The 12301-nt window shown below is 70.0% G+C and carries 10 protein-coding genes; 4 read left to right on the top strand and 6 right to left on the bottom strand.

Annotated elements, in window-relative coordinates; translation table 11 throughout:
- Positions 1-58: 58 nt before the first annotated feature.
- The gene (gene fbaA, locus FM105_RS13400; protein ID WP_087009048.1) at positions 59-1081 is read left to right on the top strand and encodes a class II fructose-bisphosphate aldolase; all 1023 of its coding nucleotides are present in this window, start codon (positions 59-61) and stop codon (positions 1079-1081) included.
- 3 nt (positions 1082-1084) lie between these two features.
- On the opposite strand, the gene FM105_RS13395 is transcribed toward fbaA, so the two are convergent.
- Complete coding sequence (locus FM105_RS13395; RefSeq protein WP_179207191.1) at positions 1085-1588, bottom strand: arsenate reductase/protein-tyrosine-phosphatase family protein; 504 nt, start codon at positions 1586-1588, stop codon at positions 1085-1087.
- Between the two features lie 128 nt (positions 1589-1716).
- Between FM105_RS13395 and FM105_RS13390 the strand changes: the two genes are divergently transcribed.
- Positions 1717-3003: an adenylosuccinate synthase gene (locus FM105_RS13390; RefSeq protein WP_087009044.1), complete on the top strand. Its 1287-nt coding sequence runs from the start codon at positions 1717-1719 to the stop codon at positions 3001-3003.
- A 121-nt stretch (positions 3004-3124) separates the two neighbouring features.
- Here the strand turns inward: FM105_RS13390 and purL are convergent, their stop codons facing one another.
- The gene (gene purL / locus FM105_RS13385) at positions 3125-5497 is read right to left on the bottom strand and encodes a phosphoribosylformylglycinamidine synthase subunit PurL (RefSeq protein WP_087009042.1); all 2373 of its coding nucleotides are present in this window, start codon (positions 5495-5497) and stop codon (positions 3125-3127) included.
- A gap of 167 nt (positions 5498-5664) precedes the next feature.
- On the opposite strand from purL, the gene FM105_RS13380 reads away from it, so the two are divergent.
- Complete coding sequence (locus FM105_RS13380) at positions 5665-6726, top strand: Glu/Leu/Phe/Val dehydrogenase dimerization domain-containing protein (protein WP_087009040.1); 1062 nt, start codon at positions 5665-5667, stop codon at positions 6724-6726.
- Between the two features lie 10 nt (positions 6727-6736).
- Positions 6737-7627: an oxygen-dependent tRNA uridine(34) hydroxylase TrhO gene (gene trhO, locus FM105_RS13375; protein WP_087009038.1), complete on the top strand. Its 891-nt coding sequence runs from the start codon at positions 6737-6739 to the stop codon at positions 7625-7627.
- A 13-nt stretch (positions 7628-7640) separates the two neighbouring features.
- On the opposite strand, the gene FM105_RS13370 is transcribed toward trhO, so the two are convergent.
- The 4 genes from FM105_RS13370 to purD all read right to left on the bottom strand — a co-directional run bounded on the left by FM105_RS13370 (position 7641) and on the right by purD (position 12212).
- Positions 7641-8804 carry a DUF6882 domain-containing protein gene (locus FM105_RS13370; RefSeq protein ID WP_087009036.1) on the bottom strand — a complete coding sequence of 388 codons (1164 nt, stop codon included), beginning with the start codon at positions 8802-8804 and terminating at the stop codon, positions 7641-7643.
- Positions 8805-8843: 39 nt separating this feature from the next.
- A complete protein-coding gene (purQ, locus tag FM105_RS13365) occupies positions 8844-9620 on the bottom strand; it encodes a phosphoribosylformylglycinamidine synthase subunit PurQ (RefSeq protein ID WP_256970410.1) in 777 nt (258 codons plus the stop codon).
- Positions 9617-9883, bottom strand: a complete 267-nt coding sequence (gene purS, locus FM105_RS13360; protein WP_087009034.1) for a phosphoribosylformylglycinamidine synthase subunit PurS — start codon at positions 9881-9883, stop codon at positions 9617-9619. Before purS ends, purQ begins: the two co-directional genes overlap by 4 nt.
- Before the next feature lie 76 nt (positions 9884-9959).
- Entirely contained in the window at positions 9960-12212 is a 2253-nt protein-coding gene (gene purD / locus FM105_RS13355) for a phosphoribosylamine--glycine ligase (protein WP_087009032.1), read from the bottom strand.
- Positions 12213-12301: the final 89 nt, after the last annotated feature.

The raw sequence follows: 12301 nt of genomic DNA, 5'->3' as shown, positions 1-12301 counted from the left end.
GGATTCCGCGATGGAATGACAGCATGAAGCAGGTCAGCACCACATAGAAGGAGTCGTCATGCCTATCGCCACCCCTGAGGTCTACTCCGAGCTCATCGATCGAGCGAAGGAGAACGGATTCGCGTACCCGGCGGTCAACTGCACGTCGTCGCAGACGATCAACGCGGCGATCCGGGGATTCGCGGAGGCGGAGTCCGACGGCATCATCCAGGTCTCCACCGGCGGTTCGGAGTACCTCTCCGGCCCCACGGTGAAGGACCGGGTGCGCGGTGCGATCGCGTTCGCGGTGTACGCCCACGAAGTCGCGAAGTCCTTCGACGTGAACATCGCACTCCATACCGACCACGCCCCCAAGGACGCGGTCGAGGACTGGGTGAAGCCTCTGCTCGAGGTCTCCAGGGAGCGTGCGAAGCGCGGCGAGGGACCGCTCTTCGGATCGCACATGTGGGACGGCTCGGCCGTGCCGCTGCAGGAGAACCTCACGATCGCGGAGGAGCTCCTGGAGCTGTCGAACCAGGCGAACACGCTGCTCGAGATCGAGATCGGCGTGGTCGGCGGTGAAGAGGACGGCGTGGAGAACGCGATCAACGAGAAGCTCTACACGACCGTCGATGACGCGCGGGCGACGATCCAGGCGCTCGGTGCGGGCGAGAAGGGCCGCTATCTCACCGCCCTCACGTTCGGCAATGTGCACGGCGTGTACAAGCCGGGGCACGTGAAGCTCCGTCCCGAACTCCTGGGCGAGATCCAGGAGGCGATCGGCGCCGAGGTCGGGAAGGACCGGCCGTTCGACCTCGTCTTCCACGGCGGGTCGGGATCCTCGGAAGAGGACATCGCGACGGCGGTGCGCCACGGCGTGGTGAAGATGAACATCGACACGGACACGCAGTACGCCTTCACGCGTCCGGTCGTCGACCACGTCATGAAGAACTACGATGGCATCCTCAAGATCGACGGAGATGTGGGCGACAAGAAGATGTACGACCCCCGCGCATGGGGGAAGGCCGCCGAGGCCTCGATGGCCGACCGCATCGCCGAAGCGTGCCGGCACCTCGGCTCTGCCGGCAACCGTATGGCCTGAGGATCAGGCCCGCGCCCGCGCGACCGCGCGGAGGACCTCGTCGATCTCATCGGCGGTCCGTACCGCCTCGGGGGACCCCAGGCGGTACGGATCCGCGATGTCGTCCCTCCGCGTGAGCGCGGGGCGATCAGCGGACGGCGACGGCGCGCTCCACAGCGGGGACCTCGGCGCCGCCGCACGATCCCGGGCGTACGCCTTCATGACGAACGTCCGGTCGGCGAGGTCGGGCCACGCATTTACGACGAACGCGCGGTGCTCGCGCGTGGCGCAGAGGATCAGCCCTGAGGCGTAGGCGATCGGCTCCGTCAGCTGCCGTGCGCTGAACCCGTCAGCCGTGCCGCCGCGCTCGATCAGCACCTCTGCGAGGCTCTCATCCACGCCCCACCCCCGCATCGCGTGGGTGCCGGCGCTGGCGATGGCCGATCCGGGGAACAGCTGCTGCGCACGGCGCTCGGCATAGGCGGATCGGCAGATGTTCCCGGTGCAGAGGAAGAGGACGTCGACCATGTCGCCGATCCTAGCGGCCGCCCTCGACGGGGTGAACCGAGCGTGTCCGCAGGGACGATGCGCTCCGTGGACCCCGGTCGGCGGTAGGCTTGGCCCGCATAGTCCGTCTTCCGCGTGAGGTGATCGCAGTGCCAGCATTAGTCGTCGTCGGCGCCCAGTGGGGCGATGAGGGCAAGGGGAAGACGACGGACATCCTCGGCACCCGAGTCGATTACGTCGTCAAGCCGAACGGCGGCAACAACGCCGGGCACACCGTCGTCGTCGGCGGTGAGAAGTACGAGCTGAAGCTCCTTCCCGCCGGCATCCTGTCTCCCAACGTCACACCGGTGATCGGCAACGGCGTCGTCGTCAACCTCGAGGCGCTGTTCGAGGAGATCGACATGCTCGAGTCCCGCGGCGCCGACACGTCGAAGCTGCGCGTGTCTGCGGACGCGCACCTCGTGGCCCCCTACCACCAGGTGATCGACAAGGTCACGGAGCGCTTCCTGGGGAAGCGCGCGATCGGGACGACGGGTCGGGGGATCGGCCCCACGTACTCGGACAAGTCGGGCCGCCTGGGCATCCGCGTCCAGGACCTCTTCGACGAGTCGATCCTCCGCCAGAAGGTCGAGGGCGCGCTGCGGCAGAAGAACGAGCTGCTCGTGAAGGTCTACAACCGGCGGGCGATCCTCACCGATGAGATCGTCGACTACTTCCTGTCCTTCGCAGACCGCCTGCAGCCGTACGTCACGGACACCTCGCGCCTGGTGAACGAGGCGCTGGACCGTGACGAGCTGGTCGTCATGGAGGGCGGCCAGGCGACCATGCTCGACGTGGACCACGGCACCTACCCCTTCGTGACCTCGTCCAACCCCACCGCGGGCGGAGCCTGCGTCGGAGCGGGGATCGGCCCGACGCGGATCGATCGCGTCGTCGGCATCGTCAAGGCGTACACCACCCGCGTGGGTGCGGGCCCCTTCCCCACGGAGCTCTTCGATGAGATGGGCGAGCACCTGCAGAAGAAGGGCGGGGAGTTCGGCGTCAACACGGGCCGTCCCCGCCGGTGCGGCTGGTACGACGCGGTCGTCGCCCGCTACGCGGCGCGCGTGAATGGCTTCACCGACTACGTGCTCACGAAGCTCGACGTCCTGTCCGAGCTCGAGACCATCCCGGTGTGCGTCGCCTACGACGTCGACGGCGAGCGCGTGGACGAGATGCCGATGACGCAGACCGGCTTCCACCACGCGAAGCCGATCTTCGAGCACTTCGCCGGCTGGCAGTCGGACATCACCGGGGCCAGGACCTTCGAGGACCTGCCTCCGAACGCCCAGGCGTACGTGGAGGCGCTCGAGCGCCTGTCGGGCTGCCGGATCTCCGTGATCGGCGTCGGCCCCGATCGTGAGCAGTCGATCGTGCGCCACGACCTCATCGACTGACGAGAGCGGCCACGGGCATCGGTCCCGTCGCGGCGCACCACAGCACGCAGCGCTCCGCCTGCGCGGATGAGTGAAGCCCCCGGCACCTGCCGGGGGCTTCACTGCTGGGTCCGAGGACGTATCAGCCGAAGTGGCGGGGGAGCGGCGCACCGTGCGCGGCGGCCAGCTCATCCAGCGTCAGCGTGAAATGGTCGACGAACTCGAGCGCGTTCGGGTGCGACTCATCGCCCGTATCGGTCATGCCGATCCGCACGAACGGGAAGCGGCGAGCCGTGCACATGTCGGAGAAGCGCACCTCTTCGCTGCGCGGCACCGCGACGATCGCACGCGCCGTCGATTCGGAGAACAGCGCCGTGAAGAGGTCGATCCCGTCGCGCTCGAGCAGCTCCGTGAGCCAGACCCGCGCGCCGGCGCCCCACCGCAGCGAGGACTCCACGAGCGCCTGGGCGAGACCGCCCTCGGACAGGTCGTGCGCGGCATCGATCATGCCGTCGCGCGATGCGTTGATGAGGATCTCCGCGAGGCCGCGCTCGGCGTCAGGACGGTACTGCGGCGGGACTCCGCCCAGGTGGCCGTGGACCACGTCCGCCCATGCGGATCCGTCCAACTCGTCCGCCGTGGTGCCCAGCAGGTAGATCGTCTGGCCCGGCAGGCGCCAGCCGCTGGGGGTGGCGCGTCCGACGTCGTCGAACACACCGAGCACGCCCACGACCGGGGTCGGGTGGATGGCGGTGGTCCCCGTCTGGTTGTACATGGAGACATTGCCGCCGGTGACGGGGATGCCGAAGTCCACGCAGGCGGAGGACAGGCCCTCCACGGTCTGCCCGAACTGCCACATGATCTCCGGGTCCTCGGGGGATCCGAAGTTGAGGCAGTCGGTCACGGCCAGGGGGCGGGCGCCGGACGTCGCGACGTTCCGGTAGGCCTCTGACAGGGCGAGCTTGGCGCCGACCGACGGGTCGAGGAAGCTGTACCGGCCGTTCGCATCGGTGGCCAGGGCGATCCCGCGCCCCGTCTGCTCGTCCACGCGGATCACCCCTGCGTCGTCCGGGAACGACAGGGCGGTGTTGCCCTGCACGTACCGGTCGTACTGCTGCGTGATCCAGTCCTTCGACGCCAGGTTCGGGGAGCCGACCAGTGCGAGCAGGGTGTCGCGGATCTCCTGGTCGCTCTGCGGCGTGGCGAGTCCCGCGGCGGACACCGTGTCCTGCCGCGTCGCGTCGGTCCACGAGGGGACCTCCATCGGACGGTCGTAGACGGGGCCGTCGTGGGCGACGGAGCGCGGCGGCACGTCGACGATGACGTCGCCGTGCCATTCGATGACCAGGCGCTCGGTGTCCGTCACCTCGCCCAGCACGCTCGCCTCGACCTCCCACTTGCCGGTGATCGCGAGGAACTCGTCGAGCCGGTCCGGGCGGACGACCGCCATCATCCGCTCCTGGGACTCGGACATGAGGATCTCTTCGGGTGTGAGCGTCGGATCGCGGAGGAGGACGTCCTCGAGGGTGATGTGCATGCCGCCGTCGCCGTTGGAGGCGAGTTCGGACGTCGCGCAGCTGATGCCGGCGGCGCCGAGGTCCTGGATGCCTTCGACGGTGCCCGCGCGGAAGAGCTCGAGGCAGCATTCGATGAGCACCTTCTCCGCGAAGGGGTCGCCGACCTGGACTGCCGGCCGCTTGGAGGGCTTCGTGTCGTCGAACGATTCCGACGCGAGGATCGAGGCGCCGCCGATCCCGTCGCCGCCCGTGCGGGCGCCGAAGAGGACGACCTTGTTGCCGGTGCCGGAGGCGTTGGCCAGGCGGATGTCCTCGTGGCGGAGGACTCCCACGGCCAGTGCGTTGACGAGCGGGTTGCCCTGGTAGCTGGCGTCGAAGACCGTCTCACCGCCGATGTTCGGCAGGCCGAGGCTGTTGCCGTAGCCGCTGATGCCGCCCACGACGCCGGGGAGGACCCGGGCGGTGTCCGGGTGGTCGATCTCGCCGAAGCGCAGCTGGTCCATGACGGCCACGGGGCGTGCGCCCATGGAGATGATGTCGCGCACGATCCCGCCGACGCCGGTCGCGGCGCCCTGGTAGGGCTCGACGTAGCTGGGGCTGTTGTGGCTCTCCACCTTGAAGGTGACGGCCCAGCCGTCGCCGATGTCGACGACGCCCGCGTTCTCTCCGATCCCGACCAGCAGGTCCTTCTTCATGTCGTCCGTGACGTTGTCGCCGAACTTGCGGAGGTGGACCTTCGAGGACTTGTAGGAGCAGTGCTCGGACCACATGACGGAGTACATCGCGAGCTCCGCCGACGTCGGGCGGCGCCCGAGCACCTCGCGGATCTTCTGGTACTCGTCGGTCTTCAGTCCCAGATCCGTGTACGGCTGGTCGACATCCGGGTGCTGTGCGGCGAACTCGACGGTCTCCTTGACCCTCTTCTCCGCGTCGTCCGAAGCGGGTGCCGCTGTGCGTGCCGGTGCGGAATCCGCGGGGGTCGAGTGGGTATGGGTCATGATCCTCAGGAGATCCTTTCGTGAAGACTGCGCCGGTGTCATCCTACCGCCGCCCCGAGTCCGCCGAGCGTCCGCCCGCGGGGTACGGTCGGGGCAGGCGGTCGCCCGCGATCCGGGCCCGCCGACTGTCGGAAGCCGTCACCCGGTCACGAACCGAAGGAGCCTTCGTGAAACTCTTCGATCACCCAGAATTCGACCACCACGAGCAGGTCGTCTTCTGCCACGATCCCGCCACTGGTCTGCGCGCGATCATCGCTGTGCACGACCGCTCGCTGGGACCTGCCGCCGGCGGCTGCCGGATGCACCCTTACGCCAGTGAGGAGGAGGCGCTCACCGATGTGCTGCGCCTGTCCCGCGGCATGAGCTATAAGAACGCCGTCGCCGGTCTGCCCCTGGGCGGGGGCAAGTGCGTGATCATCGCGGATCCCGCCCGCCCGGACAAGGCGGATGTGCTCCGTGCCTTCTCCCGTCACGTGCAGTCGCTCGGCGGTCGCTACTGGACCGCGATCGACGTGGGAGTGGGGCCGGAGGACGCTGACGTCCTCGCGGAGGAGTGCGACTTCGTCTTCGCCCGCGCCAGCCAGTTCCCGCCCGGCGTCAGCGCGAGCACCTTCACCGCGCTCGGAGCCTTCACCTCGATGCGCGCGGGCATCGCCCACGTCTGGGGCCGCGGTGACCGGGACACCAGTGATCTGCAGGGCATGCGGGTCGCGGTGCAGGGCCTCGGCGGCACCGGCCGTGAGCTGTGCCGACTCCTGCACGAGGCCGGCGCGCAGCTCGTCGTCGCGGACGTGGCCCAGGCCGCGGTCGACTCCGTCGTCGCGGATTTCGGAGCCGAGGCGGTGGCACCGGATCGCATCCATGCCGCCGACGTCGACGTGTTCGCCCCCTGCGCCCTGGGCGGGGTCGTGAACGACGACACGATCGAGGAGATCACCGCGAAGCTGGTGAGCGGGATCGCCAACAACCAGCTCGCGGCCCCGGCGCACGGACGCAGGCTGCTGGAGAAGGGCATCACCTTCGTCCCGGACTTCGTCGCGAATGCCGGCGGAATGATGGCGGCGGGCGTCTCGATCTACGACGAGCTCTCGATCGATTCGGCGCGTGCGACCGTGCTCTCGCTCTTCGACTCGATCACCGAGGTGCTCACCGAAGCCGAGCGCGAGGGTCTGCCGACTGCGGAGGTGGCCGAGCGGATCGGACGCGACCGCATGGCGGCGGCGCTCTAGGATACTGCCCATGTCCGTCGCCAAGATCGTCCTCTTCTACGTCTTCACCCCGCTGTCCGATCCGGAGGCCGTGCGCCTGTGGCAGCACGCGCTCGCGGAGCGCCACGGGCTCACCGGTCGGGTCATCGTGTCCTCCCAGGGGATCAACGCGACCCTGGGCGGTGACGTCGCGGATCTCAAGCAGCACATGAAGGTGACGAAGTCCTACGCGCCGTTCCGCGGGGCGGACGTCAAGTGGTCGACGGGGACGGGGAACGACTTCCCGCGTCTGAGCGTGAAGGTGCGGGATGAGCTCGTGACCTTCAACGCGCCGGACGACATCGTCGTGACGCAGGAGGGTGTGCAGGGCGGCGGGGAGCACCTCAAGCCCGGCGCCCTGCACAAGCTCGTCGACTCACGGGGCGACGACGTCGTCTTCTTCGACGGGCGCAATGCCATGGAGGCGGAGATCGGCCGCTTCCGCGATGCGGTCGTCCCGCAGACGGACACCACGCGGGATTTCCTGGACGAGTTGGACTCCGGGAAGTACGACCATCTGAAGGACAAGGCGGTCGTCACGTACTGCACCGGCGGGATCCGCTGCGAGGTGCTGAGCGTGCTCATGAAGAACCGCGGGTTCCAGGAGGTCTACCAGCTGGACGGCGGGGTCGTCCGCTACGGCGAGACGTTCGGCTCCGCGGGACTGTGGGACGGGTCGCTGTACGTCTTCGACAACCGGATGCACATGGAGTTCGGCGAGGGCGTCGAATCGCTCGGCACGTGCGTGGAGTGCGGTGAGAGCACTCCGCTGTTCGTGAACTGCGCGAACGAGGCGTGCCGGTCCCTGTTCCTGCGGTGCGAGGCGTGCACCGCGGCCGGCCTGCACCGGACCTGCGGGACCTGCGAGCCGGCACCCGCCTGACGACCCCGTTCGGTCAGCGGCCGAACAAGCGGCGCAGCAGTCCCTTCTTCTCCTTCTGCGGACGCTCGGTGCCCTGTGGCGCGGCCGGCTCGTCCGGCGTCGCGGCGGCGGGCTCCGGCTGGTCGTCGGTCGCCGGCTGGTCGTCGGCTGCAGCAGGCTCTGCAGGTGCCTGCGGCGCTGCGGCGGACGGGGCGGGCTGCTCTGCAGCCGGTTCCTGTGCTGCCGGCTCTTCTGCCGCAGCCTGCTCGCCGGTCGGGGCGACTGCCTCTGCAGGCGACGCCTCGTCTGAGGCTGCCGGAGCAGCTGTCGGGGTCGGTGCAGTCGCCGGAGCCGGCTCTGCAGCGGCGGGTTCGTCCACCGGTGCGTCGGTGACCGGCGCCCGCTCCTCGGGCGCGGCCTCGACCGGAGCGGGGAGTCCTGCGGCTGCGCCGCCGAAGATCGCAGTGCCGGTCACAGCTCCGACCTGCGCGAACTGCTCCGCCGCCTCGCCCTCGAGGGTCTGATGCGCCTGGCAGGACGCGATGCGCTCCTGCTCGTCGAAGGTGACGTCCGCAGAGCCGTCAGCGCAGAGGATCCGCACGCCGCCGTCCGGCAGCGGTGCCGTGCGCAGGCCGCGCAGCTGCGCGTAGGACGCGAGCGCGGTCCGGTGATCTGAGACCTCCAGCCCCGTGATGCCCGAGGCCAGCGCCTTGACGACGGGCTTGAGCTCCGGCTCGCCGAGCGCGAGCCGTTCGTCATCGATCAGCACCCACACGGTCGTGCCGCCGCCCGCCGCGACGGGATAGTGTGCCCACGCGCCGGTGAGGGCCTTCGACGCGAGCGTGAGGGCGAGGGGGAGGTCCTCCGGCTCCAGGGGCAGCTCTGCGTCGATGAGCTCTGCGACCCCGTGCGCGGAACCGTGCTCGCGCGCACGCGCGGACAGGGCCACGACCTGCTCCGGGAACTCGTTGACGTTGTCCCAGGCCCAGTGCCACGACTTCTCCCCGGGCCGGCTCACGGCGGTGCCCAGCATGTGGGGGCGGAAGTCGATCGGCTGGTCGCCGGTGAAGCGCAGTCGCGGAGCAGAGGAGAAGTCGATCTCGAACTCCCGCTCCGCGATGACGGCGCCGAACCTCTGCTGGACCTCTGCGGAGAGGAACGCGGCACGGTCGACCAGGCTCTGGAGGGAATCGCTCATGTCCTCCACCCTAGTGGAGGAGGAGCGCCCGCCCGCAGGTCAGGCGAGGAGGCTCCGCAGCACGGACGTGAAGAACCCCTGCCCGTCGACGCCCGCACGCATGCCGTCCGCCGAATCGGTGCCGAAGCCCGCTTCCACCGCATGCTCCGGGTGGGGCATGAGGCCCACGACGTTGCCCGCCGCATTCGTGATGCCGGCGATGTCCCGCTGCGACCCGTTCGGGTTGAACCCGCTGTAGCGGGCCACGACGCGGCCCTCGCCCTCGAGCTCATCGAGTGTCGCCGGATCCGCGACGAACCCGCCCTCGCCGTTCTTCAGCGGGATGGTGATCGTCTCGCCTGCCGTGTAGTCGCGCGTCCACACAGTGTCCACGTTCTCCATGGCCAGGTCCTGATCGCGGCAGATGAAGTGCTGGTGGTCGTTGCGGATGAGCGCACCGGGCAGCAGGTGCGATTCGCAGAGGACCTGGAAGCCGTTGCAGATGCCGAGGACGGGCATGCCGCCCTTCGCCGCATCGACGACCGCCGTCATGAGCGGAGCGAAGCGGGCGATCGCGCCGCACCGCAGGTAGTCGCCGTAGGAGAAGCCGCCGGGCAGGATGACGGCGTCGACGTCGGACAGCGAATCGTCGCCGTGCCACAGCGGGACCGCCTGGGCTCCGGACAGCGTGACCGCTCGCTGCGCGTCGCGCTCGTCGAGCGATCCCGGGAACTGCACGACGCCCACGCGCAGGGCGTCTGCGCCGGGGATCGCTCCGCCGTCGCCGCGCGCGCCGATCAGGGGCGCTGCCGTCGCCATCGCGGTGCGGCTGCTCATCGGGAGGCCTCCGCGTCATCCGCCTCACGCACGGAGACGACGTCCTCGATGACGGGGTTGGACAGAAGCGAGGCCGCGGCCTCGCGCGCCTGCGCGAGCGCGTCGGCGGTCACCTCGCCCTCGACGGTCAGGTGGAAGAGCTTGCCCTGACGGACACCGGTGAAGCCGGACAGCCCCAGTCGCTCCAGCCCGGTGCCGATCGCCTTGCCCTGGGGGTCGAGGATCTCTGGCTTGGGCATGACTTCGACGACGATGCGACCCATGCGCGCGTGCTCCTTATGCGGTGGAAGAAGAGTGTGGACTCGGTGAAGAAGAGTGTGGGATCAGTCTAGTCCGTCGTCACCCGGGGAACTGCTGGCCCGTGAGTCGTGCGAACGCGTCGATGTAGCGCTGGCGGGTGCGCTCGACGACAGCGGCCGGCAGCGGCGGGGGAGGAGTGTCCCCGGACCGGTCCCAGCCGGAGTCCTCCGACGTGAGCCAGTCGCGGACGAACTGCTTGTCGAAGCTGTCCTGCGGCTGTCCCGGCACGAACGACTCCGCGTCCCAGAAGCGGGAGGAGTCCGGTGTGAGGGCCTCGTCCCCCAGCACGACTGCACCGTTCGCGTCGCGGCCGAACTCGAACTTCGTGTCCGCGAGGACGATGCCCCTCTCTGCGGCGATCGTGCGCGCACGCTCGAAGACCTCGAGCGTGAGGTCGCGCAGGATGGCGGCGTCGACTGCGCCCAGCATCTCCGCAGTCCGGTCGAAGTCGATGTTCTCGTCGTGCTCGCCGACCGCGGCCTTCGTCGCGGGCGTGTAGATCGCGGGCTCGAGCGGGCTCGATTCGCCCAGCCCCTCGGGCAGCGCGTTCCCGCCCACGGTGCCCGCAGCGCGGTAGTCGGCCAGGCCGGATCCCGTGAGGTGGCCGCGGGCCACGCACTCGACGGGGAACATCTCCAGGCGCGTGCAGATCATCGCGCGCCCTGCGACGACGTCCGGCACGTCGACGCTCACGACGTGGTTGCCGACGAGGTCGGCGAGCTGGTCGAACCACCACAGGGTCAGCCCTGTGAGGACCTTCCCCTTGTCGGGAATCTCCGTGGGCAGCACCCAGTCATAGGCGCTGATGCGGTCCGAGGCGACCATGAGGATCTCCTCGGCCGTCTCCAGCGACCCGACACCCTCGCGGATGTAGAGGTCGCGCACCTTGCCGGAGTACGCGTGCGTCCAGCCGGGGACGGCGGGGGCCGCGGGCTGGGAGCCGGCGGCGGCCTCGGCGGCGGTCGGGTTCGACGGGGCCCGGGCGGGCCCGGCTGTCGCAGCCGTTCCGAGTGCGGCCTCGGGAACGGTGATCGCGTCCTCTGCGGCCAGGAGCGCGATGTCCGTGCGCTTCTGCACGCCCTCCCAGTCGATGAGGTCGGCCGCCGCGTAGGCGCGGGAGCGGGCCGCGGCGATCCCGTCGCCCAGCCCGACGACGGACAGGACGCGTCCGCCGGAGGTGATGAATTCGCCCTGCTCGCCCAGCGCGGTCCCGGCATGGAGGACGTCGACGCCGTCCAGCGCGAGCGCCTCCTCGAGACCCGCGATCGGGTCGCCGGTGCGGGGAGCGCCCGGGTAGTTCTGTGCCGCGAGGACCACGGTGATCGCGGTGCGCTCGTCCCATTCCAACGGCGGATGCTGCGCGAGCGTGCCCTGCGCCGCGGCGAGCAGGAGGCCCGCCAGCGGGGTGCGCAGGCGGGCGAGCACCGACTGGGTCTCCGGATCGCCGAACCGCACGTTGAACTCGATGACGCGCATGCCCTGGGACGTGAGCGCCAGGCCGCAGTACAGGAGGCCCACGAAGGGGCTGCCGCGGCGGGCCATCTCGTCGACCACCGGCTGCGCGACGCGGGCGACGACGTCGTCCACCATCCCCTCCGGGGCCCAGGGCAGCGGCGAGTACGCGCCCATGCCGCCCGTGTTGGGGCCGGTGTCGCCGTCGCCGATCCGCTTGAAGTCCTGCGCGGGGGACAGCGGCACGGCGGTGGTGCCGTCGCAGACGACGAAGAGGGAGACCTCGGGGCCGTCCAGGTAGGCCTCGATGACGACGCGGTCGGCGACTGCGAGGCAGCTCTCCGCATGGGACAGCGCGGCGGCGCGGTCGTCCGTGACGACGACGCCCTTGCCCGCCGCCAGCCCGTCCGCCTTGACGACGTAGGGGGCGCCGAACCGGTCGAGCGCCTCCGCCGCCTCCGCCGAGGTCGTGGCCGCCACCGCCTGCGCGGTCGGCACGCCGGAGGCCTCCATGACCTCCTTCGCGTAGGTCTTGGAGCCCTCGAGTGTCGCGGCCTCCTGGCCCGGGCCGAACACCGGGAACGAGGCTTCCCGCAGCGCGTCCGCGACGCCGGCGACCAGCGGTGCTTCGGGGCCGACCACCACGAGGTCGACGTCGAGCTCCTGGGCCAGGTCCACCGCCGCGGCGGGATCCGTCTGGTCGAGGGGTCGCGTGTCGCAGAGGAGGTCGATCCCGGGGTTCCCCGGGGCGGCGATGACCGCCTCGACCTGAGGATCGCGGGAGAGTGCGGAGACGAGTGCGTGTTCCCGGGCGCCGGGACCGATGACGAGTACCTTCACGCCACCCAGAGTAGTCGGTGCGACGCGCCGGTGAGAGGGCACAGGGTTCGAGGGCTAGAATCGCGGTGTCCGTGTCCCTGATGAGAGCA

This window comes from Brevibacterium yomogidense (assembly GCF_900163715.1).
GTDB lineage: Bacteria > Actinomycetota > Actinomycetes > Actinomycetales > Brevibacteriaceae > Brevibacterium > Brevibacterium yomogidense_A.
Note: the sequence above shows the minus strand (reverse complement) of the source record. Positions and strands in the feature narration are given on the sequence as shown.